The organism is Paenarthrobacter sp. C1 (genome assembly GCF_049315185.1).
GTDB lineage: Bacteria > Actinomycetota > Actinomycetes > Actinomycetales > Micrococcaceae > Arthrobacter > Arthrobacter nicotinovorans.
In genome coordinates, this window is the sequence record NZ_CP186052.1 from 2,344,424 (window position 1) to 2,370,442 (window position 26,019).

At 63.0% G+C, this 26,019-nt stretch carries 23 protein-coding genes and 1 tRNA gene; 14 read left to right on the forward strand and 10 right to left on the reverse strand.

Going from position 1 to position 26,019, the window contains the following annotated elements:
* Positions 1-9: 9 nt before the first annotated feature.
* Positions 10-378: a hypothetical protein gene (locus tag ACNAOU_RS10970; protein ID WP_422758645.1), complete on the reverse strand. Its 369-nt coding sequence runs from the start codon at positions 376-378 to the stop codon at positions 10-12.
* Positions 379-676: 298 nt separating this feature from the next.
* Between ACNAOU_RS10970 and ACNAOU_RS10975 the strand changes: the two genes are divergently transcribed.
* Entirely contained in the window at positions 677-886 is a 210-nt protein-coding gene (locus ACNAOU_RS10975) for a hypothetical protein (RefSeq protein WP_422758646.1), read from the forward strand.
* A 67-nt stretch (positions 887-953) separates the two neighbouring features.
* On the opposite strand, the gene serB is transcribed toward ACNAOU_RS10975, so the two are convergent.
* Complete coding sequence (gene serB / locus ACNAOU_RS10980; protein ID WP_422758647.1) at positions 954-1,847, reverse strand: phosphoserine phosphatase SerB; 894 nt, start codon at positions 1,845-1,847, stop codon at positions 954-956.
* A 110-nt stretch (positions 1,848-1,957) separates the two neighbouring features.
* On the opposite strand from serB, the gene ACNAOU_RS10985 reads away from it, so the two are divergent.
* From ACNAOU_RS10985 to ACNAOU_RS11005, 5 genes are all read left to right on the forward strand, one after another.
* Positions 1,958-2,743 carry an ABC transporter ATP-binding protein gene (locus ACNAOU_RS10985; protein WP_039241258.1) on the forward strand — a complete coding sequence of 262 codons (786 nt, stop codon included), beginning with the start codon at positions 1,958-1,960 and terminating at the stop codon, positions 2,741-2,743.
* A gap of 17 nt (positions 2,744-2,760) precedes the next feature.
* Positions 2,761-3,546 (forward strand): sulfite exporter TauE/SafE family protein, encoded by a 786-nt coding sequence (locus tag ACNAOU_RS10990; RefSeq protein WP_422758648.1) that lies wholly within the window; start codon positions 2,761-2,763, stop codon positions 3,544-3,546.
* A gap of 7 nt (positions 3,547-3,553) precedes the next feature.
* Positions 3,554-4,363 (forward strand): TrmH family RNA methyltransferase, encoded by an 810-nt coding sequence (locus ACNAOU_RS10995; RefSeq protein WP_064722134.1) that lies wholly within the window; start codon positions 3,554-3,556, stop codon positions 4,361-4,363.
* 141 nt (positions 4,364-4,504) lie between these two features.
* Positions 4,505-4,762 carry a type B 50S ribosomal protein L31 gene (locus ACNAOU_RS11000; RefSeq protein ID WP_017200906.1) on the forward strand — a complete coding sequence of 86 codons (258 nt, stop codon included), beginning with the start codon at positions 4,505-4,507 and terminating at the stop codon, positions 4,760-4,762.
* An 86-nt stretch (positions 4,763-4,848) separates the two neighbouring features.
* Positions 4,849-5,949 (forward strand): lipoate--protein ligase family protein, encoded by a 1,101-nt coding sequence (locus ACNAOU_RS11005; RefSeq protein ID WP_416428715.1) that lies wholly within the window; start codon positions 4,849-4,851, stop codon positions 5,947-5,949.
* A gap of 63 nt (positions 5,950-6,012) precedes the next feature.
* Here ACNAOU_RS11005 and ACNAOU_RS11010 read toward each other — a convergent pair whose 3' ends face one another.
* The gene (locus ACNAOU_RS11010) at positions 6,013-6,675 is read right to left on the reverse strand and encodes a helix-turn-helix transcriptional regulator (protein ID WP_422758682.1); all 663 of its coding nucleotides are present in this window, start codon (positions 6,673-6,675) and stop codon (positions 6,013-6,015) included.
* A gap of 109 nt (positions 6,676-6,784) precedes the next feature.
* Between ACNAOU_RS11010 and ACNAOU_RS11015 the strand changes: the two genes are divergently transcribed.
* Positions 6,785-7,525 carry an alpha/beta fold hydrolase gene (locus tag ACNAOU_RS11015; RefSeq protein WP_110504633.1) on the forward strand — a complete coding sequence of 247 codons (741 nt, stop codon included), beginning with the start codon at positions 6,785-6,787 and terminating at the stop codon, positions 7,523-7,525.
* Between the two features lie 83 nt (positions 7,526-7,608).
* Here ACNAOU_RS11015 and pepN read toward each other — a convergent pair whose 3' ends face one another.
* Both pepN and ACNAOU_RS11025 read right to left on the reverse strand, forming a co-directional pair.
* Complete coding sequence (gene pepN / locus ACNAOU_RS11020; RefSeq protein WP_422756931.1) at positions 7,609-10,233, reverse strand: aminopeptidase N; 2,625 nt, start codon at positions 10,231-10,233, stop codon at positions 7,609-7,611.
* Positions 10,234-10,237: 4 nt separating this feature from the next.
* Positions 10,238-11,293, reverse strand: a complete 1,056-nt coding sequence (locus ACNAOU_RS11025; RefSeq protein WP_018777604.1) for a YeiH family protein — start codon at positions 11,291-11,293, stop codon at positions 10,238-10,240.
* Between the two features lie 111 nt (positions 11,294-11,404).
* On the opposite strand from ACNAOU_RS11025, the gene ACNAOU_RS11030 reads away from it, so the two are divergent.
* From ACNAOU_RS11030 to ACNAOU_RS11040, 3 genes are read left to right on the forward strand one after another with little or no spacing between them, the layout of a single operon-like run.
* On the forward strand, positions 11,405-12,961 hold the full coding sequence (locus tag ACNAOU_RS11030) for a circularly permuted type 2 ATP-grasp protein (RefSeq protein WP_039241274.1): 1,557 nt from the start codon (positions 11,405-11,407) through the stop codon (positions 12,959-12,961).
* A gap of 58 nt (positions 12,962-13,019) precedes the next feature.
* Positions 13,020-13,946, forward strand: a complete 927-nt coding sequence (locus tag ACNAOU_RS11035) for an alpha-E domain-containing protein (RefSeq protein ID WP_018777606.1) — start codon at positions 13,020-13,022, stop codon at positions 13,944-13,946.
* Complete coding sequence (locus ACNAOU_RS11040) at positions 13,943-14,794, forward strand: transglutaminase family protein (RefSeq protein ID WP_018777607.1); 852 nt, start codon at positions 13,943-13,945, stop codon at positions 14,792-14,794. The genes ACNAOU_RS11035 and ACNAOU_RS11040 overlap by 4 nt, the downstream gene beginning before the upstream one ends.
* A gap of 65 nt (positions 14,795-14,859) precedes the next feature.
* On the opposite strand, the gene ACNAOU_RS11045 is transcribed toward ACNAOU_RS11040, so the two are convergent.
* On the reverse strand, positions 14,860-16,311 hold the full coding sequence (locus tag ACNAOU_RS11045; protein ID WP_018777608.1) for an SDR family NAD(P)-dependent oxidoreductase: 1,452 nt from the start codon (positions 16,309-16,311) through the stop codon (positions 14,860-14,862).
* 73 nt (positions 16,312-16,384) lie between these two features.
* Positions 16,385-17,797 (reverse strand): glucose-1-phosphate adenylyltransferase, encoded by a 1,413-nt coding sequence (glgC, locus tag ACNAOU_RS11050; RefSeq protein WP_422756932.1) that lies wholly within the window; start codon positions 17,795-17,797, stop codon positions 16,385-16,387.
* Between the two features lie 93 nt (positions 17,798-17,890).
* Here glgC and glgA point away from each other — a divergent pair, with 93 nt between their 5' ends.
* Complete coding sequence (gene glgA / locus ACNAOU_RS11055; RefSeq protein ID WP_035733564.1) at positions 17,891-19,087, forward strand: glycogen synthase; 1,197 nt, start codon at positions 17,891-17,893, stop codon at positions 19,085-19,087.
* Positions 19,088-19,201: 114 nt separating this feature from the next.
* On the opposite strand, the gene ACNAOU_RS11060 is transcribed toward glgA, so the two are convergent.
* Together ACNAOU_RS11060 and ACNAOU_RS11065 are read right to left on the reverse strand one after the other, a co-directional pair.
* Positions 19,202-21,304, reverse strand: a complete 2,103-nt coding sequence (locus ACNAOU_RS11060) for an acyl-CoA dehydrogenase (protein WP_018777611.1) — start codon at positions 21,302-21,304, stop codon at positions 19,202-19,204.
* Positions 21,305-21,351: 47 nt separating this feature from the next.
* On the reverse strand, positions 21,352-22,116 hold the full coding sequence (locus ACNAOU_RS11065; RefSeq protein ID WP_055975771.1) for a TetR/AcrR family transcriptional regulator: 765 nt from the start codon (positions 22,114-22,116) through the stop codon (positions 21,352-21,354).
* Here ACNAOU_RS11065 and ACNAOU_RS11070 point away from each other — a divergent pair.
* From ACNAOU_RS11070 to ACNAOU_RS11080, 3 genes are read left to right on the forward strand one after another with little or no spacing between them, the layout of a single operon-like run.
* Positions 22,115-23,467, forward strand: coding sequence for an acetyl-CoA C-acetyltransferase (locus tag ACNAOU_RS11070; protein ID WP_018777613.1), 1,353 nt, complete (start codon positions 22,115-22,117; stop codon positions 23,465-23,467). The two genes, ACNAOU_RS11065 and ACNAOU_RS11070, sit on opposite strands and share 2 nt — an antisense overlap.
* Before the next feature lie 10 nt (positions 23,468-23,477).
* Positions 23,478-24,818, forward strand: a complete 1,341-nt coding sequence (locus tag ACNAOU_RS11075; RefSeq protein WP_189075570.1) for a 3-oxoacyl-ACP reductase — start codon at positions 23,478-23,480, stop codon at positions 24,816-24,818.
* Positions 24,815-25,741, forward strand: coding sequence for a MaoC/PaaZ C-terminal domain-containing protein (locus ACNAOU_RS11080; protein ID WP_039241276.1), 927 nt, complete (start codon positions 24,815-24,817; stop codon positions 25,739-25,741). Before ACNAOU_RS11075 ends, ACNAOU_RS11080 begins: the two co-directional genes overlap by 4 nt.
* A gap of 168 nt (positions 25,742-25,909) precedes the next feature.
* On the opposite strand, the gene ACNAOU_RS11085 is transcribed toward ACNAOU_RS11080, so the two are convergent.
* Positions 25,910-25,995, reverse strand: a tRNA-Leu gene (locus ACNAOU_RS11085).
* Positions 25,996-26,019 lie beyond the last annotated feature (24 nt).

Consider the following 26,019-nt stretch of genomic DNA (forward strand, 5'->3'; position numbering starts at 1 on the left):
CGACCTTGATCAGATGGTGATTCCCTTGGCTACGTTGTTGAGTTTGTGACGGGCCAGGGCGAGGTTTGCGTAGGTACGATCGAGCACCAAGTACACAAACAATCCCTTGGAGTCACGTGAATTCAGGATGTTGATGAGGTGGTACTGCCCACCCAGGGTGATGAGAATGTCTTCGATATCTCCGTCCAGGCTGAGGTCAGCCATGGTGCGCAGCTTTGCGCTCACCACATTCGAGTTTCCGGCCGCCGCTACCCCGAGATCGAATCCGGGGTTTCCTCCCTGCGCGAGTGCCATGCCACTGGAATAGTCGACGACGGCCGCGCCAGTAGCGCCTTCAATGGACAGCAGTTGCTTTATGGCTTCATCAAGCGTGCTCATGTTGCATTCTTCCTGTTTGGTAATGACTTCAGTGGAATACGGGAGATGGACATTTGCCCTCGATTCCTCCAACAGGGTAGGCACATTCGCCGATTAAAAAGCAGCTCGATTCCAAGATTTCGTGAATAATCCGCGCTCGACCCATCGCGCGTAACAATCAAATTACGTATTCGATTTCTTGCGTCACGAAATCGAGTCACGTGTTTCTTGTGACATTCGCATGCCGGGGTCCGACACCCCGAAAAGGACCGGTTTCGTCCGTCGTCCCTGGCCCACGGGAAGGCTGTGCGCGTCTTCCGTGGTGCCTCCGAACCACGACTGCCGCCAGCGGCACCAGGACAAGCACGGCGAAGGACCCGATAAGGGCTGCTATCGCCGCACCAAGAATGAGTATGGCCATGAGGCCGATCTGGACAATCGTCGCGTCAAGGCCGGCCAAGCCAACGGACGCTCCCACGTGTGTTTGCTGAATAACCATCTTTCGCTCCTGGGGATCTGGTTGCTGTGAGTCACCAATAGGTGGGACAGCAGCGTCGATCGTGTCGCGAAAAAACCGGGAAGTCCGTCGAGCAGGGTCAGACGTTGGCGATGTGCCGCACAGCGTCGAGGTAGGGCATATTGATCGCGGCGTCCGCCACTGCACGGACCGCAGGCTTGGCGTTGAATGCCACACCGATCCCGGCCGCGCCCAGCATGTCGAGGTCGTTCGCGCCGTCACCGACAGCGATCGTGTGCGCCAACTCGATTCCCTCGGCCGCAGCCCACTGCCTCAAGTACTTCTCCTTGGCAGCCCGATCGATGACGGCCCCCAGGACTTTGCCGGTCAACGCGCCGTCGACGATTTCAAGCTCATTGGCAACCCAGTAATCAAGGCCCAGATCATCTGCGATGGGCCCAAGGATCTGGTTGAAGCCACCGGAAACAACAGCCACCACGTGGCCGGCCGCCTTGAACGCGGCCACGAGTTCTGCCGCCCCCAAGCTGAGGCGTACCTCGTCGCGGACGGAATTCACGACGTCGGCCGGCAGGCCCGCCAACACGGCCACACGGGCATGGAGGCTCTGCGCAAAATCCAATTCACCCCGCATGGCAGCTTCGGTGACGGCAGCGACCTCTTCGCGCTTGCCCGCATATGCTGCGAGCAGCTCGATGACTTCCTGCTGGATGAGCGTTGAATCCACATCCATGATGAGCAGCTTGCGCCCTGCCTGCCGAAGGCTTGCAGGTACCAGGGCGGTATCGGCGCCCTCGACGGCAGCTTCGGCCACCCGGCGTCGAAGATTGGACAGCTCGGCGGGCGAATCAAGCCGCACGTTCAATTCAGACGTAAAGACGCCGAACCTGTCATCGCCGCTGTGTGATTCCGCTGACACTTCTGCGCCTGCGTCGGCCAGTACCTTGTGCACGCCCTCAAGCGAATCGGGGGATAGTTTCACGCCATAGCTGACCGCAGCCAAGTTCGAAGTCATGGCTTCAATCCTACTGAGGGCGCTCCGTCCACCCGAAACTGTTTCGACTCATATACGAGCAGAAACATCAGTTATCAGTCATGTGCAGTTTTGTCCTAGTGTCTACTGCTATGAGTGATGTTCTGGAATTGGCCTCCGTCAGCGTTGTCCGCGGCAAGAAGACCCTGCTGGACAAGGTGGACTGGCAGGTCAACGAAGGCGAACGTTGGGTCATCCTTGGTCCGAACGGCGCGGGCAAGACGACTCTTCTCCAGATTGCGGCCGCGCGCCTCCACCCCAGCAGCGGCAAGGCCGGAATCCTCGACGAAACCCTGGGTCGTGTCGATGTCTTCGAACTCCGGCCCCGGATCGGACTCTCCTCCGCAGCGCTGGCTACCCAGATCCCCGAGCATGAGAACGTCCTGAACGTAGTGGTCACTGCAGCGTACGGCGTCACCGGCCGCTGGCGGGAAGGCTATGAGCGCGACGACGAACGGCGCGCCTTTGGCCTCCTGAACGACTGGGGGATGGGCCCCCTTCTCAACCGCACCTTCGCAACATTGTCTGAAGGTGAGCGGAAGAGGGTACAGATCGCCCGCGCCCTGATGACCGACCCCGAACTGCTCTTGCTGGATGAGCCTGCCGCCGGCCTTGATCTTGGCGGCCGCGAAGAGCTGGTTCACAAACTCGGCGAACTCGCCAGCGACCCGGCCGCGCCGGCCATGGTCCTGGTGACCCACCACCTTGAAGAAGTACCTCCGGGATTCACCCACGCCATGCTGCTCCGGGAAGGGGGCGTGGTGGCTGCCGGTCCCATCAAGGACGTCCTCACTGACGAGCACCTCGGCAACACTTTTGGCCTGGCGCTGGACGTTTCCGAAAACGCCGGGCGCTACACAGCCACCGCACGGCGCTAGGGCGGACCGGGACAAACGTGGAGATTCTTAGCAGCATCCTGGTCTTTTTTGCGGGCTTGTGGGCCGGCACCATCAACGCAGTAGTCGGCTCGGGCACCTTGGTGACCTTCCCCGTGCTGATCGCCCTGGGCGTGGCGCCCGTCGTCGCTTCCATGAGCAACGCGATGGGTCTCGTAGCCGGTACGGCCGCCGGCGCCTGGGGTTACCGCCGCGAACTGGCCGGCCGCGGCGGGCAGCTGCTCAAGCTGATGCCGGCATCGCTGTTGGGTGGCATCACCGGCGCATGGCTGCTCCTCCACCTGCCGGAAAAGGTGTTTGGCTACGTGGCACCTGTGCTGCTGGTCGCTGCCTTGCTCATGGTGCTGTTCCAGCCCAAACTCCAGGCATGGATCCGCAACAGGGAACAGAACCCCGAGCATGCCATCAAGGACAAGAGCCACGGCATCCTCCTGGTGGTCCTGATCTACCTCGCCGGGGTTTACGGCGGTTACTTTGTGGCCGCGCAAGGAATCCTCCTGGTGGGGATCCTCGGAGTTTTCCTCTCCGGCACCATGCAAAATGCCAACGCCATGAAGAACATCCTCACCCTGACGGTGAACATGGTTGCCGCTGTTTCCTATCTCATCTTCGCCTTCGACAGAATCAACTGGTGGGTCGTCCTGCTCATTGCCGTCAGCTCCACGATCGGCGGGCTGCTTGGGTCGAAGGTTGGCCGGAAGTTGTCGCCCAAGGTGCTGCGCGGCGTCATCTTCACCCTCGGTATTGTGGCGCTTGGCTTCATGATCGCCAACCTCCTGAAGTGATCCCGGGGTGACATTCCACTACCTTGAGTCCGCTGACGATCCACGCGTCAGTGACTACACAACACTTACCGATGTGCACCTCCGGAAGCTCCGGGAGCCTCGCGAGGGCATGTATATCGCCGAGTCCTCCAGGGTCCTGCGCAGGGCGTTGGCCGCCGGCCACCAGCCGCGTTCCTTCTTCCTGGCCGAGAAGTGGCTGGAGGACCTCACCGACGTCTTCCAGGCCTATCCGGAGGTGCCGGTCTTCATTGGGAAAGCGGCACTCCTGGAGGAAATCACGGGCTTCCACCTCCACCGGGGAGCCATGGCCGCCATGCACCGCCCGGCTCCCGTCCCGCTGGAGGAACTCCTGGCATCCGCCAGGCGCGTCGCCGTGCTCGAAGACATCGTGGACCACACCAATGTGGGGGCTATTTTCCGGTCGGCGGCTGCACTGGGGGTGGACGCCGTCCTGGTCTCGCCACGGTGCGGCGACCCGTTGTACCGCCGCAGCGTGCGCGTCAGCATGGGCACGGTCTTCCAGGTCCCCTGGGCACGTTTGGAGAGCTGGCCACAGGACCTGGGACGCCTCAAGGAACAGGGCTTCACGGTGGCAGCCATGGAACTGACAGACGACGCCCTGGACCTTGACGACCTCGCCGCCAGGGAGCTCCCGAAACTGGCGCTGGTGCTGGGAACCGAAGGTGCCGGCATGAGCGCAGAGACCCTTGCCGCCGTCGACCTCGCTGTCAAGATCCCCATGCGCGCCGGCGTCGATTCCCTCAACGTGGCAGCTGCCTCCGCCGTGGCATTCTGGGAACTCCGTCCGCGGGGCTGACGCTGGTTCGTATGGCGTGTTCGTTTCGGCTATGATTGGTTGTTGGCCCGGAAGCTGGAATGTTGCATTGCAGCCCACGGACCACCTCCATTCATACCTGGCAGCTGGCAAAATCCAGTTGCGTGAACAAAAGGTCCCATTATGAAGTCTGATATCCACCCGAAGTACGAAGCTGTTGTATTCAACGACCTGGCTTCCGGTACGCAGTTCCTGACCAAGTCCACCGTGTCTTCCTCGAAGACCATCGAGTGGGAAGACGGAAACACCTACCCGGTTATCGACGTCGAAATCTCCTCGGAGTCCCACCCGTTCTACACGGGCAAGCAGCGCATCATGGACTCCGCTGGCCGCGTCGAGCGCTTCAACGCCCGCTTCAAGGGCTTCGGCGGCAAGAAGTAACCACTTCACCCCAAGGCTTTCAAAAGCCCGCATTACCGGATTCTCCGGCAATGCGGGCTTTTGCGTTTTCCGGCAAGATGGAAACCATGACTTCCCAGCCGACACCTGAAACCGATAACGACGACGCCGGGACCCGCCTTCACGGCGAATATAAAGTTCCCGGCGGCAAACTGGTGGTGGTGGACCTGGATGTGGTGGACGGCCTGTTTGCCAACGTTTCGCTGAGCGGCGACTTCTTCCTCGAACCCGATGAAGCCCTGCAGGACATCAATGGGGCACTGACAGGACTTCCCGGGAACTCAACAGCAGCAGATATTGCCGCGGCGGTCAGCGCCGGATTGCCCGCCGGCGCAACGCTGTTCGGTTTCTCCGCAGAGGCTGTGGCCATTACAGTCCGACGCGCATTGTCCAAAGCCACCAGCTGGGACGACCACCAGTGGGACGTCATCCCGCCGTCAGTTCTCCCGACCCATGTGAACGTCGCACTGGACGAAGTACTGACCGAAGAAGTCGGCGCCGGGTTGCGTAATCCCACGCTAAGGTTCTGGGACTGGGAGGAGCCATCAGTAGTCATCGGCAGCTTCCAGTCGGTCAAGAACGAGGTTGATCCTGAGGGCGTTGCCCGCCACGGCATCACCGTGGTCCGCCGGATCAGCGGCGGCGGAGCCATGTTCATGGAGGCCGGCAACTGCATCACGTATTCCCTGTACCTGCCACAGACCCTGGTGGACGGCATCAGCTTCGCCGACTCATACGCGTTCCTGGATGCCTGGGTCATGGCAGCACTCGAGAAGCTGGGAATCACCGCTTTTTATGTGCCCCTCAATGACATCGCAACGGACCAGGGCAAGATCGGCGGAGCCGCCCAGAAGCGGCTTGCCAACGGCGGCATGCTCCATCACGTCACCATGAGCTACGACATCGACGCCGACAAAATGGTCGAAGTGCTGCGGATCGGCAAGGAGAAGCTTTCGGACAAGGGCACCCGCAGCGCCAAGAAACGCGTGGACCCCTTGCGTCGCCAGACCGGCATGGCGCGGGCCGCAATCCTGCAGGCCATGCAGGAGGTCTTTACCGAGCGATACGGTGCCTCAGAGTCCGTGCTCACTGAAGCAGAGCTTGCAGAAGCCAGGAAACGCGTGGACTCCAAGTTCGGTACCAGTGAATGGCTGAACCGGGTTCCCTGATCATCATGACCGGAGTTGGATTGACCGGAGTTGGAAACTGCCGGGTTCTGGATACTGTCGGGTTCACTGCGCACGCCCATGCACCGGCCGGGCGTTCACCGGGGGCTCGCCAACTTCGTCGATGGTATGGCCGCTGCAGGCAGTTGTAGTGACGCTGGCCCTGTCGATGCGGGACACGGTGAACCATCGCATGGCATCGCGCAGCCGGCACCAGCCCACCAAGTACCACCGTCCGTTCGTGGAGGCGAAAAGCACAGGTTCCACGTCGCGGATGGTCGTCGTCCCGTCTGCCGAGGTGTAACTGATACGGACCACTCGCTGCGCGGCCATTGCTTCCTCCAGCGCTGACCTGGTTTTGCGCGACGGGGAGCGAACCTCATTGACCCAGATGCGACCGGCCAGTTCGTCTGCTTTAGCCTTGGTTCCGGGATCGAGGACGTCCAGGATTTTGTGGATACCCGCTGCGGCCAGGTCTGCGTACGGCGCATCGGGCGCTGCGGACACAGCCGCCATGAGGGCCACGGCCTGCGCCGGGGACAGGGTGACGGGCGGCAGGGCGGACCCTGCAGCCAGTCCGTAACCACCGCCGGGACCTGGGCGGGACCAGATGGGCGCCCCGCTGTTCTCCAGGGCATCAAGGTCTCTCTTGACGGTGCGTACGGATACCGCGAACTCCCTGGCCAGCATGTCGGCGGAGACCCCCCGAGCACCGCTGCGGCGCAACATCTCAGAGAGGGCATGGAGGCGTTCGACTCTTCTCACTGTTCGAATCTTCCCAAATTCATGACACAAATAGTGACATACCCTTGTCCACGGCGCCTGCGAGGGTGGTGTCATGACAACTTCCACTAACCGCCCAACCATCATTCTCCTCGCCGGCCACTGGTTGGGCGCTTGGGCCTGGGACGAGGTCCTGGAACACTTGGGGTCCCATGACTCACGCGCGACGGCATTGACCTTGCCCGGCCTCGATCCCGACGACCCCGACCGTGCCGCGAGGACCCTCGACGATCAGGCAGCAGCGATCCTGGACGCCATGGCGCGACTCGGGGTATCCGAAGACCAGCCGGCGGTCCTCGTCGCCCACAGTGGTGCAAACGCACCTGCCAGCCTCGTCCTGGACCGACGCCCTGAGCTCATCCACCGAATGGTCTGGGTAGACTCGGGCCCTCTGGCGCCGGGAAGTATCTTCGCCCCGGACTTTCCGGACGGCTTGGCGGAGCTTCCGTTGCCGTCCATCGATGTCCTCGCAAGCCAAGCGAGCCTGGAAGGCCTGAACACCGGGGACCTTGAGCGCTTCCAGGCCAGGGCCGTCCCGGAACCCGGCCCCGTGCTTCGTCAGCCCGTCGAGCTCACGAACGACGCCCGCCGCAAGGTCCCCACCACACTGGTGTGCTGCTCGATACCCGGCACGACCGTGTTGGAGCTCGCCCTCTCAGGCCATGGCATGTTTGCCGAAGTCGCGCACATCGAGAACCTCGACGTTCTTGACCTCCCCACGGGGCACTGGCCCATGTGGAGCCGTCCCCGCGACCTCGCCAGGGCCATTCAGTCAGAAGCTACCCGGAACAACTGAAGAGCATTCCTGGACCGCCGGCGCGGAAAGCCTGCGCAGCCTACAGGAGCAGGAACGGGTTTGGGTCCGGTCCTGAATGACAGCTAAACCTGTGCCGACTGTGCTGTGTTTGCCGACTGCGCTGTGAGGGACCGCAGGAGGTGGCTCCGCTGCTCAATGATGATGCGCCGTAACGCGCGCGGGGCATCAGAGTGGTGGTGGAGCCATTCATCCGTCCTGAGCACGACCGGATGGCCGGAGGGCTCCATTCCCTCCGCGAGGTCCTGGGCCGCCGGGAAGAGGCCCCTGACGATCCTGCCGGCAATTTCAATGCTCCGCTCGGCCCATACACGCTCAAGGCATTCGAAATAGGGCTCGACATAGGACGCCAGCATGTCACTGGGCGCAGTGGCGAAGCCGGCAATTGTGGCGCTGAGGATCTCGTTGGAGAGGCCCGTGGTGTTGACGGCCAGGTCCCAGGCTGCCGCCTTCACGGCAGCATCCGGGCGGGCAGCGGACGCCAACGCGTGCCCTTCCTTGCCTGACGCTGTCTTATCCGCTTCGAGTTGCCTGTCCAGCTCGGCCTGGGATGCCTCGCCGTGCGCGGCCAGGGCCTGCCAGAAGCTCCATCGCAGCTCTGCGTCGACAGTCAAGTCCTCCACTACGGTGGTGCCGTCAAGGATGCTGCGCAGCAAGGGGAGCTGGCTGTCACCGTGGCGTGAGACCTCTGCCAACGTTCTGGCCCACGCCAGCTGCGCGTCGGAGCCGGGAGCCGAAGCCCGCAGTTGATGAGCCGCGACAGCCAGGAAATCGGTGCGAACGCTGTCCCTGGACCGTGGGGGTACGAAGCGTTCAATGGCGCCGGAGGCGTTTCCGAGCACATTTTGGAGGACTCCGATGCCGGATTCTGCCGGAGCGAACTGCTCCACCGCGCTCACGTACCGTGCAGCAGGCCTCACGCCGTCCCGGGCAGAATCCCACAGTGCCGTCCAGCACAACGCCCGGGCCATGGGGTCCTGGATTTTATCCAGCGAGGTACGCACCGTGCGCTCGGAGACAGGATCAAGCCGTACCTTGGCGTAGCTCAGGTCGTCATCATTGACCAGCAACAAAGCCGGACGCTTCTTGCCTGCAAGCCCGGAGACGAGGGTGCTGGGACCTGCGACATCCACTTCCAGGCTTTCCAGCCTGAGCAAAGCGCCGGTCTGGTCGGCGTCGTACAGTCCAAGGCGCATACGGTGGGGCCGGAGTTCCTGGTGGCCGGTCAACGGATCGATGGCTTCCTGCTCCAGCATCACCGCGCCCATCACACCATCGTCATCCACGATGTCGGCCGTGATGGTCGAGATACCGGAGGTCTGCAGCCACTGCCTGGCCCAATTGCCAAGGTCCCGTCCCGAGGCTTCGCTGAGGGCCTTCAGCAGATCCTGCAGGGACGTATTACCGAAGGCATGCTCCCGGAAGTACTGCCGGGATCCGGCAATGAAGGCATCGAAGCCCACGTAAGCCACCAGTTGCTTCAGCACTGAGGCACCCTTGGCATAGGTGATTCCGTCAAAGTTCTGTTTTGCGGCCTCAAGATCCGGAATATCCGCCACAATCGGGTGCGTCGTGGGCAGTTGGTCCTGGACGTAGGCCCACGCTTTGCGTTTGCTGGCGAAGTTTATCCAGGCTGTGTCCCAGTCGCTGGCCCGGTCCACACCCAGGGTTCCCATGAAATCGGCGAACGATTCCTTCAGCCACAGATCGTCCCACCAGGTCATGGTCACGAGATCGCCGAACCACATGTGCGCCATCTCGTGCATGAGGGTGTTTGCCCTGGCCTGGTACTGGGCATCGGTGGCACGTGAGGCATAGACGTACTTTTCGGTGAAGGTCACCAACCCGGGGTTTTCCATGGCGCCCAGGTTGTACTCGGGCACGAAGGCTTGATCATATTTGCCCCAAGGGTACGGATAGTCGAAAAGCTTGTTGAAGAAGGCCAGGCCGCTCTTGGTGAGCCGGAACAGTTCCTCGGCATCGAAGGACGGCGCCAAGGATGCGCGGCAGTAAAGTGCCAGCGGAACATCCAGGCGGGTGCCGTCGTCGAGCGTTGCATTCCAGTGGTCGGTGGCTTTGAAGTAGGGGCCCGCCAGCACAGTGGTGATGTAGGTGGACATCCGTTCAGTGGTGGCAAAGTCCCACTGGGAAACGTCCTCAGAGCCCGGCACCGGGAACCGGGCGGCCTCCGAGCCGTTGGACGCGACTTCCCAGCCCGACGGCGCAATGACGTGGAACGTGAATTCCGCTTTGAGGTCGGGCTGTTCGAAGTTGGCGAAAACACGCCGGCAGTCCGCCGGTTCGTACTGGGTGTAGAGGTAGCACTGCCCGTCGGCAGGGTCCACGAAACGGTGCATTCCCTCACCGGAACGGCTGTAAAGGGCTGTCCCTGTAACCGTCACGGTGTTCTCCGTTGCGAGGCCCTCCAGGATGATTCTGTCCTGGTCCACCACTGTTCCTACATCCAAGGCGCGTCCGTTCAACACCACGGACTGCACGCCCCCACTGATGAAATCAAGGAAGGTGTCGGAGCCGGCCCGGGCCGAAAAAGTGATGGTGCTGGAGCTTGGATATCCGATGACTGCGGGATCCGCCGCATCCCGGACATCAAGGGTGACGTCGTAACTGTGGGTGGTAATCAGGGCTGAACGGGTAGCGGCTTCATCGCGCGACAGATTGTGATTCGACACACAGCTATCTAATCATGATCCAGGCAGCCCCCAGGCCCAGTGAAGCGATGATCAGCCAGGACCCCAGTGCCACCACGGCAGCACGTCCCCCGGTATGGATCAGCGTCCTGACACGCACGGCAGAGCCCAAACCGAAAAGCGCCGACGCCAGCAAAATGTCCTGTGCCACCGCCGCCGCTTCCAGGAGTTCCGGAGGCGTCCATCCGAGCGAGCGGACCGCGACCATGGCGATGAAGCCGACCACGAAAAGAGGCACGATGGGCGGGAAACGGCCGTCCGCATTGTCCGCATCCGCTGAACCGTTGGCGCGTTGACGGACATGCTGGACCCGCTGATGCAAGCCTGCCGCAGCCACAATGGGGGCCAGGAGGATCACCCGCGTCAGCTTAACGACGACGGCGATCGCCAGGGCCGCTGTTCCTGCCGTTTGCGCTGTGGCCACCACCTGGCCGACATCGTGCACGGAAGCGCCCGTCCATGCCCCGAACTGCTCCGGACTCAGCATCAACGGATGCATCAGCAGGGGCAGGACGCCAATGGCCAAGGTCCCGCAAAGGGTGACCAGTGCGACGGGCAGCACCGTGTCCTGGTGTTTGATGCGCCGCACTGCGGCCATGGCGCCGATGGCGGAGGCCCCGCAAATGGAGAAGCCCGTAGCAATCAGCAAGGAAGCCTCACCGGGCAGGCGCAGCAATCTCGCTAGGCCGTAGGTTCCGGCGAAACTGGCCAGGACCACCCCGGCTATCAGGAGCAGGGACAACCAGCCGAGTCCCAACACGTCACCCACACTGACTTTGAGGCCGAGCAACACAATGCCCGCACGCATCAGGTGCTTTCCGGCGAAGTCCAGGCCGGGCCGGGCGCGCCCCGCAACGACCACCGCCGTGCCCGGTATATTTGCTGAGAGCAAACCCAAAGCAACAGCAAGCGTCATGACTGGTATGACTGAAACCGCAGGCAGCAATGCGTGCATGGCGAAGGCAAGGCCGGTCGCGGCAACGCTCAGGACCAACCCTGGCCCCAGCCGTGACAGCTGGGACGCGAGTCTGTTGAAGGGCATGCCTCAACCCTGCCGGATGGGGGCACGGAAGGCGAAACCGGGAGCACCCGGAAACCGCGACACAATCAGTGCGTAATGCGCTCGACTCAAAAAGGTGATTGTCTGAATCCCATGTCTGACCTATTCCAGGATTACTCCGAGGCCGCTGCACGCAGTGGAGCCTACGACGAGATGTTTGCCCCCGGCCACGTTGCCAGAAAATCCTACGGTCAGGTCTCCGGTGCGCTCCGCGAGCTTTCCCTCGCAGATGTCACCGCCCGTGCCGACTCCATGGCACGGACCTTCCTGGACCGTGGCGTCACTTTCGACTACGCGGGGGAGGAGCGTCCCTTCCCCCTGGACATCGTCCCGCGTGTCATCCCGGCTGACGAGTGGGATGTGCTCGAACGCGGAGTTGCCCAGCGGGTCAAAGCACTTGAAGCATTCCTCAACGACGTTTACGGGCGGATGGCCGTAGTGGCCGATGGCGTGATTCCACGCCAGCTCGTCACCACCAGCGCCCATTTCCACCGGGCGGTCCACGGTTTTGAACCCTCCGGCGGCGTCCGCGTCCATGTTTCGGGCATCGACGTCGTCCGTGACGCTGCCGGCACGTTCCGGGTACTCGAGGACAATGTTCGTGTCCCGTCCGGCGTCAGCTACGTGCTGGAAAACCGCAGGGCCATGGCGAAAGGCTTGCCCGAAGCCTTCGGGCAGCAGCACATCAGGCCGGTTGAAGAGTATCCGCGGCGGCTACTGTCGGCGCTGCGCAAGACCGCACCCGCCGGCGTCGATGATCCGACAGTGGTTGTCCTGACCCCGGGTGTCTTCAACAGCGCATATTTCGAACACACACTCCTGGCCGGGCTGATGGGCGTGGAGCTGGTGGAAGGCCGGGACCTCATTTGCCGCGGCAACCGCGTCTACATGCGGACCACGGCCGGCGAACAGCGTGTGGACGTCATCTACAAACGCATCGATGACGATTTCCTCGATCCCCTGCAGTTCCGCTCGGATTCGATGCTCGGCTGCCCTGGCCTGGTCAACGCCGCCCGTGCCGGGGGAGTGACCATCGCCAACGCGGTGGGCAACGGGGTGGCCGATGACAAACTCGTCTACAGCTACGTGCCTGACCTGATCCGGTACTACCTCCACGAAGAACCCATCATCGCCAACGTCGACACTTTCCGGCTTGAGGAAAAGGAAGCCAGGGAACATGTCCTGGACCGCCTCGAGGAACTGGTGGTCAAACCCGTCGACGGTTCGGGTGGAAAGGGGCTGGTCATCGGTCCCGACGCTTCCAAGGAAGAACTGGACGCCTTGCGCAAGCGCGTCATCGCCGATCCCCGCGGCTGGATTGCCCAGCCAGTGCTCCAGCTTTCCACGGTTCCGACACTCTCCGGAGACAAGTTCGGGCCCCGCCACGTCGACTTGCGGCCTTTCGCAGTGAACGACGGCGACGACGTCTGGGTTCTGCCCGGCGGCCTCACCCGGGTTGCCCTCAAGGAGGGCTCGCTGATCGTCAATTCCAGCCAGGGCGGTGGTTCCAAAGACACCTGGGTTCTGGCGAACTCGCCCCAGATGCCGGCCGAGGTGATCCCGCGGCAGTCTGTCACCCTGCGTGAACAGGTTTCCGTATGGCCGGTCGAAAGCAACTGGCGCGACCGCCAAACGGAGCAGCAGCAGTGAACCCGTTCCAACCACCACTTGAACTTCGACATGCACCACGCGAAGGAGGCACAGCCGCATGCTGAGCCGTATTGCTGAGTCACTCTTTTGGATCGGCCGCTACGTAGAGCGGGCCGACGGTACTGCCCGGATCCTGGATGTGCACCTGGAGCGCCTGAACCACCTGCCCCTTGAGGAGCAGCGCAGCGTAGCCAGGGAACTCCTCGCTGTCATGGGCGCCAAGCCCCAGAGCGACGATTTCGGCCTGCCTGAGCTGCTTCATGCCCTGGCCTACGACAAACAGAGTGCCTCGTCCATTGCAGGGTCCCTCGGGGCAGCCCGTGAGAACGCACGTCGTGCCAGGGAAACGGTGTCCCAATCCCTTTGGGAGAGCCTGAACACTACCTATTACGGCTTGAACCAGCATCGCAAGGACGTGGTGGGAACGTATCGTTTCTGCAACTGGGTGTTGGAACGAACGGCCATGGTGCGCGGCCTTGCCGACACCACGGTCAGCCACGACGAAAGCTGGCTGTTCATGGTGCTGGGCCGTTCCCTGGAACGTGCGGACATGACTGCCCGCATGCTGTCCACCCGCGATGTCCAGTCCGCTGGTATGTCATGGGTGAACATGCTGCGCTGCGCAGGCGCGTACGAATCCTTCATCCGCACCAGGCGGGCGGCGTTCGGCGACCAGCACGCGGCCGAATTCCTGCTCCTGGACCGCCTGTTCCCGCGCTCCATCGTGTACGCATTGCGCGATGCCGATGAGTGCCTCGCGAAACTGGACCCCTCGGCACAGCGCGTCGGCTTCATCAACGATGCCCGCCGCATTGTGGGACAGGCACGTACCTTCCTCGAGTTCCACCGCACCGATGACCTCATGTCGGAACTGCCTGAGCACATGGAACGTGTGCAGAAGGCCGTGACGCAGGCATCGGACGCGATTTCCCGTAAGTACTTCAATCAGGCTGATGAGCACGCCTGGGTGGGAGAAGTTTCATGACCCGGCTGAGCATCGTCCACAAGACGGCTTACAAGTACAACCGCCGCGTGACGTTGTCCTACAACGAGGCCCGGATGACACCGCTGACCGACGGCCAGCAGGTGGTCCTGGAGTCCTCACTCAAGGTCTCTCCCAACCAGGCCTCGGTCAGCACCTACCGCGACTATTGGGGAACCCGCGTCACAGCTTTCGACATGCAGATGCCCCACGAGAGCCTGGAGGTCCTTGCCACGGCCACCGTGGAAGTGCACCGCACAGAGCGGGTCGCCGTGGAGGACGACATCGTGGGATGGGACGTCATGGCTTCCGAAAAAATCCAGGACGAATTCAGCGATTGGCTTCCGCAGTCACGGCTCAGCGGGCCGGGGGAGGAAGTCCTCGGCATCGTTCCCGGGATTGTCGACGGCAAGAATCCCCACGAAGCCGCACTGGCGGTTTTCGCATGGATGGCCGGCGAGATGACCTATATGAAGGGCACCACCGGGGTGACGACAAACGCAGAACAGGCGTGGTCTCAACGGCAGGGGGTATGCCAGGACCTGGCCCACCTTGCCATCGGAGCCTTGCGTTGCAGTGGCATCCCGGCGCGTTACGTCTCCGGCTACATCCATCCCCGGTCCTCGGCAGACATCGGGGAGACGGTGGCCGGCCAGTCCCACGCCTGGCTGGAATGGTGGGACGGGGAATGGCGCAGCTGGGACCCCACCAACCACAAGCCCGCGGGCGACTACCACGTCACTGTTGCCAGGGGACGCGACTACAGGGATGTGCCACCGTTGAAGGGCATCCTCTCCGGCGGCGGCGGATCCGGGCTCTCCGTGTCCGTGGAGATCACCCGGCTCGCATAGGAATCCATAGACAAGCAAGGCCCTTAAGAAGCATTCTTAAGGGCCTTGCTTGTCTATAAACATTTTTACCAGGGAGACGGTTTGTAATCCTTGAGGAAGACGCCGTACTGGTCCTCGCCCTTTTCACCCATGACGATAGGGTCATACACGCGGGCCGCACCGTCCACCAGGTCCAAGGGAGCGTGGAACCCCTCTTCCATGAGCCGGACCTTGGTGTAGTGGGGACGCTCGTCAGTGATCCATCCGGTGTCCACAGCCGTCATCAGGATGCCGTCAGTGTCCAGCATTTCCTGGGCACTGGTGCGGGTCATCATGTTCAGGGCAGCCTTGGCCATGTTGGTGTGGGGGTGCCCCGGTCCCTTGTAGGCCCGGGAGAACTGGCCTTCCATGGCCGATACGTTCACGATGTACTTCCTGTGGGCCGTGGAGCGCTTCATCGCGTCCCGCAACCGGCTGACCAGCAGGAAGGGCGCGGTGACATTGCAGAGCTGGACTTCCAGCATCTCCAAGGGATCCACTTCATCGACAACCTGGGTCCAGCTGTTGATGGAGGCGAGGTCGGGGACCAGGCCGCCGGCGTCGATCGCCGTCCCTGATTCAATCCGTTCCAGCGACGCCGAACCAGTGGAAAGCGCCAGCGAGGTAATGGCGTCGCCTGCCAGGACCGGGTGCTCGGTGACGCTGCTGGCCAGCGCCAATGGATGCTTGTCGTGGGCATGTCCGAACGTCACCAGCTCAGGGCCACCATTGGCAGCGTCAAGCTCGGCAGGCAGCGGCTCATCTTCGGCGTCGACCAGGGGCTTGTAGGCATTTCCTGACCGCCGCACGGTCTGGGCCGCGTTATTGATGATGATGTCCAGGGGACCGGCTTCGTTGAGGGAGTCCGTCAACGCCATGACCTGTGCCGGATCGCGGAGGTCGATGCCAACAATCCTGAGACGGTGCAGCCACTCGCCACTATCCTCCATCGCTGCGAACCGGCGCGCTGCGTCCTTCGGGAAGCGCGTGGTGATGGTGGTGTGGGCGCCATCCCGGAGAAGGCGCAGGGCAATGTACATGCCGATTTTCGCGCGGCCGCCTGTTAGCAAGGCCCGGCGGCCCGTGAGGTCCGTGCGGGCGTCCCGCTTGCTGTGGCTGAATGCTGCACATTCAGGGCACAGCTGGTGGTAGAAGGCATCCACCTGGGTGTAGTGCTTTTTGCAGATGTAACAGGGCCGTGAGCGGATCAGGTGTCCGGCAATCTCGCCGGTTGCGGACGGGGCCAGCTTGTTGCCCCGGGTCTCGTCGTCGATCCGGTCCGGGGCGGCTGTTGCCGTCAAAGCGATGACTGCCCGGTCGGCCTCGGCAATGGAATCGCGTTTGGTGACGCGGCGATGGCGCTTGACGGCTTTGAACATCTTGCCGGTGGCACGCCGGACAGCAACGTAGTCCGGGTGCTCCTCGTCGTAGACGTGGATCGTGGTCAGAACCTTGAGGCAGGCCTGGATCTCTTCAGGCGTCAGATCGGTGGAGCTCATTGACCTGATTTTACAGCCTTGGGAGTGTCCGGCCTGCCTCGGGTTCTGTCCGGGTCAGCGCGATGGGCGCAGCCTAGTTCGCGGCACCCTGCGATGCCGGCCCGGCCACGCGGGACTGGATCCCTGCGGCCACCTTTTCTGCGGAGTCGCGAATGTCGGGGTCGTGGTGAGTGGCTGCCTTGACGGCCTCAGGCAGCCCGCGGCGGTACTGGGCAGACAACGCGAGCTCCGCCTCACCGGGTTCCGGAACCAGCTGTCCCTTGGCGAGGACGGTGATGCCCGACTCCGTCACCTTGTACCCGCGGGCTTTATCCAAGGCGGGGTCAAGCCCGATTGCCGCACCCGCGGGCACCTTGACGTTCTTGTCCAGGATGGCCCGCTTGATCACAGCCCCTTCACCGACATAGACCTTGTCCATCAACACCGAGTCCTGGACACGGCTGCCTGCCGCAACGTAGGCATCGTTGGACAGGACGGAGCCTTCCACGATGCCACCGGAAATAACGACGCCGCTGGCCACGATGGAGTCCAGGGCCGTTCCCACCGTGCTGTTCCCGCCGCGGACAAACTTGGCCGGCGGAGAGATGCTCTGACGGGTGTAGATCGGCCACTCGGAGTTGTAAAGGTTGAACACCGGAACAGGGGAGATCAGGTCCATGTGCGCGTCATAGAACGAGTCGATGGTACCGACATCACGCCAGTAGGTACGGTCACGGTCGGTGGCACCGGGAATGTCGTTGAGCGTGAAGTCGTAAACTCCCGCTTCGCCTTGATCGACGAAGTAGGGGATGATGTCGCCACCCATGTCATGTTTGGTATCGAGCCGCTCAGCGTCGACATGCAGCGCCTCAACCAGGGCATCGGCATTGAAGACGTAGTTGCCCATGGACGCCAGGAACTGCGAGGGATCGGCTGCCAGTCCGGGGGTGCTGGCAGGTTTCTCCACGAAGGCGGCGATCTTCTGCGGGTCGTTCTGGTCCACTTCGATGACACCGAACTGATTGGCCATGTTGAGCGGTTGGCGTACCGCCGCAACCGTGGCCTTCGCGCCGCTTGCGATGTGCTGCTCCACCATCTGGGAGAAGTCCATCCGGTAAACGTGGTCCGCGCCGACCACTACCACGATGTCCGGGGCGTCATCATGGATGAGGTTCAGCGATTGGTAGATGGCATTGGCACTGCCAAGGAACCAGCTCTTGCCCACGCGCTGCTGCGCCGGAACTGAAGCCACGTAACGGCCCAGCTGCGTGGACATGCGCCACGTTTCCGAGATGTGCCGGTCAAGACTGTGTGATTTGTACTGAGTCAATACCACGATTTTCAAATATCCCGAATTAACGAGATTCGACAGCGCAAAGTCAATTAACCTGTAGCCGCCAGCAAACGGAACGGCCGGCTTGGCCCGATCCGCCGTCAGCGGCATGAGTCGGTTGCCTTCGCCGCCTGCCAATACGATTGCCAAAACTTTCTTCAACGCCATGGTCACAGCTCCCCGTACGTCTTCGTATCCCCCAAAAGTCCGATTTTCCGGACCCTTTCACACTAGAACACATACGCCGGAACGACTACGTTGGTTAGCGTGCGAATAGACATTGTGACTAAAGAATTCCCTCCGGAAATTTATGGCGGTGCCGGTGTCCACGTTGCCGAGCTCAGCCGGGTGCTGGCGAAGCACGTCGACCTTCATGTCAGGGCGTTCGGCGCGCCCCGTGATGCCGACTACCACGGGGCAACCGTGGCCTCCTACGCCACTCCCGAAGACCTCGGCGGTGCCAACGCTGCACTCCAGACCCTGGGCGTTGATCTCAGGATCGTTCCGGACATTGCGGGAGCGGACCTTGTCCACTCGCACACCTGGTACGCCAACATGGCCGGTCACCTGGCATCGCTGCTGCATGGCATACCCCATGTACTCAGCGCCCACAGCCTGGAACCGCTGCGCCCGTGGAAAGCCGAGCAGCTCGGCGGCGGGTATGCCTTGTCATCATGGGTCGAAAAGACAGCCTACGAAGCTGCCGCCGCCATCATTGCCGTCTCCGATGGCATGCGCCAGGACATCCTCCGCAGCTATCCCGACGTCGATCCCGACAAGGTGCGCGTGGTCCACAACGGCATTGACGTCTCCCTGTGGGAGCGCGACGAGGAAGATGATGCCATTCGCGCGTTGGGCATTGATCCCGCCAAGCCCAGCGTGGTGTTTGTCGGCCGCAACACCCGCCAAAAGGGCGTTCCTTACCTGCTTCGCGCGGCGTCGAGCCTCCCCGACGATGTCCAGTTGGTGCTGTGCCTCGGCGCGGCGGACACTCCCGAGCTTGCCGCTGAAACGGCACGGCTCATCGAGGAGCTGCAGACCAAGCGGCAGGGTGTGGTTCTCATCGAACGGATGCTCCCGCGCCGGGAGCTGATCCAGGTCCTGAGCCATGCCACGGCTTTTGCCTGCCCTTCCATCTACGAACCCCTGGGCATCGTGAACCTGGAAGCGATGGCTTGCGGCGCAGCCGTCGTGGCCAGCGCCACCGGCGGCATTCCGGAAGTGGTCCAGCACGGTGAAACCGGCCTGCTGGTTCCCTTGGAGCAGGTCACCGACGGCACCGGCACTCCGCTGGACCCTGAGAAGTTCGTCAGTGATTTCGCCGCCGCCCTCAACCAGGTGGTGTCGGATCCCGCGCGCGCCCGGGAGATGGGTATCGCTGGACGGCGGCGGGCCGAGGACCACTTCTCCTGGGAGTCCATTACGGAGACAACCCTCGAGGTGTACCGCTCAGTGCTGCGCTGACGCCCGGCTTCCCGGGTCCGTCCCGAAAGCACGCCAAACCACGACGGCGCCGCCCCCTCGGTGGGGACGGCGCCGTCGCGGTTTAACTTCCCAGGCTGTTTGCCGGAAGGTGCGTCACTTCGACGGGCGGGATTTTGCCGCTTTCAATGCCAGCAGCGCCTTCTCGTCCGAGGGAGCGCTGCCGCTGGCACGCATTTCTCGGAAATGCCGGCGCGCCTCATCCTGGCGTTCCGCTTCTGCGCCGCTGGCGATCCTGGCCCGGAGGTGCTCGGGGCCGTAGCCGAACGCATCAACGAGGTCGACCGCGTGCGGACGGATCTTCACCAGGAGGCGGTTGATGTAGGTACCCACGGTCCTGCCGCGCTGCATGGAAAGCCGGCCGTTCATGAGGTACCAGGAGAGGTGCTTCTCAATGAGGGACAGGCCGAAGAGATCGCGCAACCAGGTGAGCACCCGCTTGGTTCCCTCGTCAGGCGTCCGGGCCAGGGCCTCGGTGAAGGCCTCCCACTGGAGCAGTTCGGCATGGGCCTGGGCTGCTTCGATCAGTTCGTCCTGGTGCTGGTTGAAGAGGGCCGCCGCCTGGTGCTGGGGGAGCTTATTGGCTCCCTTCAACGCCGCGCCGACCTCGGCAACCATGGACTGGACACGGTCCGCGAGCAGTGTGCGCTGGCCTTCTTCGTCGCGCAAGGCCAGGGCGGCTTTTTGCACCGAGCCGGTGTCGGCCACGAACTGGGCAACCTGCCTCAGGCCTGTCCGGTGCAGGGCGACACCCGCGGCCTGGTCCACGACGTAGCGGGCCAGCACGCCAAAGTCGGCACTGCGGAATTCCTTGGCGTAATCGGCCAGGAGACGCTTGGCGACCAGTTGGAGCAGGACGGTGTTGTCACCTTCGAACGTCACGTAGACGTCGAGGTCCGCACGCAGGGAAGCAAAGCGGTTCTCGATCAGGAAGCCCGCGCCGCCGCATGCTTCACGGCATTCCTGCAGTGTGTCCAGTGCGTGCCAGGTGCTCAGCGGCTTGAGTGCAGCTGCCAGCGTCTCGAGGTCCTGCCGGTCGGCGTCGGTGTCATGGGCGCCGGAGAACACGTCGTCGAACTTCTGGAGCAACTGCTCGTGCGCAAAGCTTGCCGCGTAGGTGGTGGCCAATCGCGTGAAGAGCCGGCGCTGGTGCCGCTGGTAGTCCAGCAGCACTTCTTCATCCGTGGGGGAGGAGGCATTGAACTGCCGGCGCTCAGTGGCGTATTGGATGGCCGTCTTGAGGGCTACCTTGCTGGCGGCAACGGCTGCACCATCGAGGGAGACACGCCCCTGGACCAGGGTTCCCAGCATCGTGAAGAAACGACGGCCGGGGCTGGCGATAGTGGAGGTGTACGTGCCGTCCACTGCGACATCGCCGTAGCGGTTTAGCAGGTTGGTGCGCGGGATCCGGACGTTGGTGAAATGGAGGCGTCCGTTGTCGATGCCGTTCAGTCCACCCTTGATGCCGTCATCCTCACCGCCGATGCCCGGCAGGAACTCCTTGGTGGCGGGATCCCGGAGTTCCACATAGAAAGCGTGGACGCCGTGGTTGACGTTCCGGGTGATCAGCTGGGCGAACACCACGGCTGCCAGGCCGTCATTGGCCGCGTTGCCGATGTAGTCCTTCCATGCTGCACGGAAGGGGGTGTTGATGACGAACTCCTGGGTGCTGTCGTCGTAGGTGGCCGTAGTGGCGATGCTTGCAACATCAGAGCCGTGGCCGGTCTCCGTCATCGCAAAGCAGCCGGGAATGTCCAGGCTCATGATGCCAGGAAGCCATTTGTCGTGGTGCTCGGACGTGCCCAGGTGCATGACGGCAGAGCCGAAGAGGCCCCACTGCACACCGGCCTTGATCTGCAGCGAGGGGTCGGCGGTGACCAGTTCCTCGAAGCCGGCGATGTTGCCGCCGTGGTCGTCCGAGCCACCCAATCGCGTGGGGAAGGCACGGTGGACAGCATTGTTGTCCACCAGGAACTTCAATTGCTCGAAAACGCGGGCGCGGTGCTCCGTATGGTGCAGCCCCTCGATTTTTTGCACAGCGGGGTTGCCCGCCACCTCACGGGCCTGATGCCGTATATGAGCCCATTTACCCAGGAGTTGCTCGCCGAGCGCCGCGACATCGACCACGGGTTCGGCGGCAGCAACGTCGCGGCTTGCCGGCTTGTTGGCCGATGAGGCCCGGTCCACTACTTCAGTCATGTTGTTTCCTTCTTTGGTTCCGATAACTGATGAGTCATTTGCTGGTGTCAGGTGGTGGTCTTGAGTTGCGGTGCGATGCCGAGGCAAAGCCAGTCGGTAATCTGCCCGGCCATGGCCGCCTGGTCGGGCTTGCCGGCGCCTGCGGGGCTCCCCAGCCACATCTCTCCGGCGTTTCGCACCAGCCCGATGGCAGCAGTGGGCCAGTAGACGATCACCGATTCCTTTTCTTCACCCAGGTGCTCACGCATGGGGGTGGCGATCATCTCCGTGATCTGCTCAAAGAAGTTGCCCAGGGCTCCCGAAGCCGCAATCGCGTCCTGCGCGGAAGCTTCGCCAGGAGACAGGCGCGTGATGAAGGCATAAACGTTGGGACTGGACTCAGCCATCTGCAAGTAGGCCGAAACCATCGCATACAGTCCCTCGCGGGGGGTTTGGGCCAGTTGCGCAGCTTCCTTCATCCGGCGCTGCATCTGGCCCAGGACTACTTCTCCCATGGCCTGTTGCAGCCCGGCCTTGTCACCGAAATAGCGGTAGAACACGGATTTGGAAGTGCCCGCCGCGCCGGCGATGTCCTCCATCGAGGCATCGCTTCCCAGCCGGTGGACGGCCCTGCGGGCTGCCTTGATGAGTTCGCGACGACGTTCCTCGCGGTGGGATTGCCATCGCGCGGCCCTGCCGTCTACGGCGGAGGGAGCCTCTCCCGGGAGAACCTCGGGGGCGGTGGGGATTTCCTGACGGTGGCTGTTCACGATACCCAGCGTATCAGGTACGCTGGGTATCAGTAACTGGCATTGATCGAAGGAGACAAGCATGGCTGCAGCAGACGTGACCCCGGGCGAGAACCCCGAGCGCACTACGACACCCGCGGCAACGCGCCGCGCCTTCATTGTGGGCGGCAACCGCATCCCGTTCGCCCGCACCGGCGGAGCCTACGTGAAGTCCTCCAACCAGGACATGCTCACAGCAGCACTTGAGGGGCTGATCGCACGGTTCGGGCTGCAGGACGAACGCATCGGCGAGGTAGCCGCCGGGGCGGTGCTGAAGCATTCACGGGACTTCAACCTCACCCGCGAAGCCGTGCTGGGCTCGGCCCTGTCACCGGAAACCCCTGCCTACGACCTCCAGCAGGCCTGCGCAACAGGCCTGGAGACCGTGCTGGGGTTGTCGAACAAGATCAAGCTGGGCCAGATAGAGTCCGGCATTGCCGGTGGCGTCGACTCGGCGTCCGATGCGCCCATCGCGGTCAGTGAAGGCCTCAGGGAGATCCTGCTGGACCTTAACCGCGCCAAGACTCCGGTTCAGAAGCTGAAGATCATAGGCCGCATCCGCCCCAAGGATCTGGCTCCCGATGCCCCCAACACCGGAGAGCCCCGCACGGGCCTGTCCATGGGAGAACACCAGGCCCTCACCACAGCCCAGTGGAACATCAGCCGCGAGGCACAGGATGAGCTGGCCTTCAACAGCCACCGCAACCTCGCAGCCGCCTACGAACGGGGCTTCTTCGATGACCTCCTGACCCCGTACCGGGGCCTCAGCCGTGACTCCAACCTCCGCCCGGACACCACGCTCGAGAAGCTCTCAACGCTGAAACCCGTGTTTGGCAAGAACCTTGGGTCCGAGGCAACAATGACCGCCGGCAACTCCACGCCGCTGACTGATGGCGCATCAACAGTACTGCTCGCCACCGAAGAATGGGCCGATGAGCACAGCCTGCCCAAACTGGCCACCGTGTTGGACGGCGAGGCGGCCGCCGTCGATTTCGTCCATGGCAAGGACGGGCTCCTGATGGCTCCGGTCTTCGCCGTCCCGCGCCTGCTGGCCCGCCACGGCCTGACGTTCGAGGACATTGACTTCTTCGAAATCCATGAAGCCTTCGCCGGAACCGTCCTGAGCACCCTGGCTGCCTGGGAGGACGAGGAATTCGGCCGCACGCGCCTTGGGCTTGACGGCGCCCTCGGCAAGGTCGACCGGGCCAAGCTCAACGTCAACGGTTCATCCCTGGCCGCAGGGCATCCCTTTGCCGCTACCGGCGGACGGATCGTCGCCTCCCTCGCAAAGATGCTGCACGAAAAGGGATCCGTGGACGGGCGCCCTGCGCGCGGCCTGATCTCCGTATGCGCCGCAGGCGGCCAGGGCGTCGTCGCGATTCTGGAAGCAGCCTAGGGGGAACTCCATGACAGACAAGTACACACAGATCGTCAGCCACGGACTGGGCAGGAACGTCGCCCGGAAACTGGGACTGCCACAGCCGGTGGAGCTTCGACGCTACCAACCCGGAGCACCGCTGATAACCGGCCCCGTACTGGTCAGCGGTGACAGCGCCGGAAGCGACGACATCGCCACCACCCTTCTCGGCTGGGGCCTGGACGTCCGCCGGAATGCGCTCCCCAAGGAAAAACTGGGCGCCATCATCCTTGTGCTGGATGCTGTGCAGCACCCGGAGGACCTTGGCAAGCCTGTCCTCAAGGCGGCCGCCTCCCTGCGGGACCTCGCTCCCAACGCCCGGGTGGTGACGATTTCGCGGAGCCCCCAGTCCGCACCGTCACCGGCGTCGGCGGCCGCCCGCCAAGGCATTGACGGACTCCTGCGCTCCCTGGCCAAGGAGCTGCGGGCCGGGGCGACAGCCAACGGAATACTCCTCGACGACGAGCTGGCAACAACCAGTCCGTCTGCGCTCGGTGCCCTGCGCTTCTTCCTGTCGGGCCGCTCGGCGTACGTTGACGGACAGTTCCTGACGGTCTCCTCGACGTCGGGGGCGCTGCCTACGGACTCCGACAAGCCGTTGGCCGGCAAGGTCGCAGTTGTTACCGGAGCTGCCAGGGGCATCGGTGCTGCCATTGCCCGCACCCTGCACCGCGATGGGGCGAAAGTGGTCCTGGTGGACATTCCGGCGGCCGGCGACCATCTGGCCGCTGTCGCCAATGACGTCATGGGCACCGCGCTCCAGCTCGACATCAGCCGTGACGACGCAGGGCATCGGATCATAGAACACGCCGTGGAACGCTACGGCCGGCTGGACATCGTGGTGCACAACGCCGGAATCACGCGCGACAGGCTCCTGGCCAACATGGACGAGGGCCGGTGGCAGTCCGTGATGGCGGTCAACATCGCGGCGCAACTGAGGATCAATGAGGCCCTTCTGGCATCGGAGCACTTCAGGACCTCTCCGCGCATCGTTTCAGTGGCCTCCACCAGCGGCATCGCCGGCAACAGGGGCCAGACCAACTATGGGGCGTCCAAAGGTGGCGTGATCGGCATGGTCAGGTCGACGGCGGCCCTGCTGGAGCCATACGGCGGCACCATCAATGCCGTCGCACCTGGATTCATTGAAACCGAGATGACGGCCAAGATGCCTTTGGCCATCCGCGAAGCGGCAAGGCGGCTGAACTCCCTTAAACAAGGCGGCCAACCACAGGACGTAGCCGAAGCAATTGCCTTCCTCGCCAGCGACGCCGCCGGCGGGATCTCCGGAGGAGTGCTGCGGGTCTGCGGGCAACAGTTGGTGGGAGCATGAACACGCCGCAAGCGGTGGTTCTTGAGGAGCTTCCGTCGCTGTCCCGGCTTTACGTCAACGCAGCGACGACGGCGGCCCGCCGGCGCGTACTGGGCGCAAATTCAGGCGGAACCAGGTTGCCGGCGGTCAGCCACGAGGTCCGGGACGTCAGGGCCGACGTCGAAAACCTGACCGCCTACCAGCACTTGGTGGGGGAGACGGCCAGCGACACCCTCCCGGCCGGCTATGTCCATGCACTGGCGTTCCCGGTGTCCATGAGTGTGATGAACCGGGACGATTTCCCTTTACCGCTCCTTGGCATGATCCACCTCAGGAACCATGTGGAGCAGCACATGCCCATCCACTTCACCGAATCCCTGGACATCAAGTCCTGGGCGGAGAACATGACAGGGCATCGCGCAGGGACCCAGCTGGACGTTGTTGCTGAAGTCCGTTCCGATTCCAATGGGACGCTGCTGTGGCGCGGGGTGTCCACCTACCTCGCCAAAGGCGTTTTCCTGCCCGGCATCGATAAGGCGGGAACCGCACATGGATCTTCCGCCCCAGCCGATTTTTCACCTCCGGATCCCACAGCCCTCTGGCAGCTTGGCCTGGACATCGGGCGGAACTATGCCGCGGTGTCGGGTGACTTCAATCCAATCCACCTGAGCGTCCTGTCAGCGAAAGCACTGGGCATGAGGGGCTCGATTGCCCATGGGATGTATCTGGCCTCCCGGGCGTTGGCAGACGTTGGAGCTGCCAAGTCGGAGGCTTTTACCTGGAAGGTCACGTTCGAAGCTCCTGTTTTCCTTCCTGCACGGGTGGCCTTGGATATTGCGACAGTCCAGTCCGCGTCGGGGGCGTGGGAGCGCTCGGAGTACATAGCTTGGAATCCGCGCAGCGGTAGGCGCCATTTCCTGGGCTCCGTTTCAGCATTGTCGTGAACCATGTCCGGTAAGCGGCGGCCCCTTCGGTGGGCGCCGCTTACCTGATCGACAAATGAAGAAACAATAGTGACCAACGTCTCAGAGGCGGCCTCGACTACGGCTCGCAGCAGTTCGTGATGGAAACAAACAAGGCCTGGAATCCGTGGATTCCAGGCCTTGTTATTGTGGTGCGCGGAGGGGGACTTGAACCCCCACCCCCTTTCGAGGACTAGCACCTCAAGCTAGCGCGTCTGCCATTCCGCCACCCGCGCAGGTGGTGTTCAGCAGGAGCAGTA

Coding starts and splice junctions, on each gene's coding strand:
- ACNAOU_RS11010 (WP_422758682.1), bottom strand. CDS start 6,675: ATGTTGCGCCGCAGCGGTGCTCGGGGGGTCTCCGCCGACATGCTGGCC.
- ACNAOU_RS11025 (WP_018777604.1), bottom strand. CDS start 11,293: ATGCCCTTCAACAGACTCGCGTCCCAGCTGTCACGGCTGGGGCCAGGG.
- ACNAOU_RS11045 (WP_018777608.1), bottom strand. CDS start 16,311: ATGAGCTCCACCGATCTGACGCCTGAAGAGATCCAGGCCTGCCTCAAG.
- ACNAOU_RS11075 (WP_189075570.1), top strand. CDS start 23,478: ATGACAGACAAGTACACACAGATCGTCAGCCACGGACTGGGCAGGAAC.
- ACNAOU_RS11035 (WP_018777606.1), top strand. CDS start 13,020: ATGCTGAGCCGTATTGCTGAGTCACTCTTTTGGATCGGCCGCTACGTA.
- ACNAOU_RS11080 (WP_039241276.1), top strand. CDS start 24,815: ATGAACACGCCGCAAGCGGTGGTTCTTGAGGAGCTTCCGTCGCTGTCC.
- ACNAOU_RS10970 (WP_422758645.1), bottom strand. CDS start 378: ATGAGCACGCTTGATGAAGCCATAAAGCAACTGCTGTCCATTGAAGGC.
- ACNAOU_RS11015 (WP_110504633.1), top strand. CDS start 6,785: ATGACAACTTCCACTAACCGCCCAACCATCATTCTCCTCGCCGGCCAC.
- ACNAOU_RS11040 (WP_018777607.1), top strand. CDS start 13,943: ATGACCCGGCTGAGCATCGTCCACAAGACGGCTTACAAGTACAACCGC.
- ACNAOU_RS11000 (WP_017200906.1), top strand. CDS start 4,505: ATGAAGTCTGATATCCACCCGAAGTACGAAGCTGTTGTATTCAACGAC.
- ACNAOU_RS11030 (WP_039241274.1), top strand. CDS start 11,405: ATGTCTGACCTATTCCAGGATTACTCCGAGGCCGCTGCACGCAGTGGA.
- ACNAOU_RS11070 (WP_018777613.1), top strand. CDS start 22,115: ATGGCTGCAGCAGACGTGACCCCGGGCGAGAACCCCGAGCGCACTACG.
- serB (WP_422758647.1), bottom strand. CDS start 1,847: ATGACTTCGAACTTGGCTGCGGTCAGCTATGGCGTGAAACTATCCCCC.
- ACNAOU_RS11005 (WP_416428715.1), top strand. CDS start 4,849: ATGACTTCCCAGCCGACACCTGAAACCGATAACGACGACGCCGGGACC.
- ACNAOU_RS11065 (WP_055975771.1), bottom strand. CDS start 22,116: ATGCTTGTCTCCTTCGATCAATGCCAGTTACTGATACCCAGCGTACCT.
- ACNAOU_RS11060 (WP_018777611.1), bottom strand. CDS start 21,304: ATGACTGAAGTAGTGGACCGGGCCTCATCGGCCAACAAGCCGGCAAGC.
- ACNAOU_RS10985 (WP_039241258.1), top strand. CDS start 1,958: ATGAGTGATGTTCTGGAATTGGCCTCCGTCAGCGTTGTCCGCGGCAAG.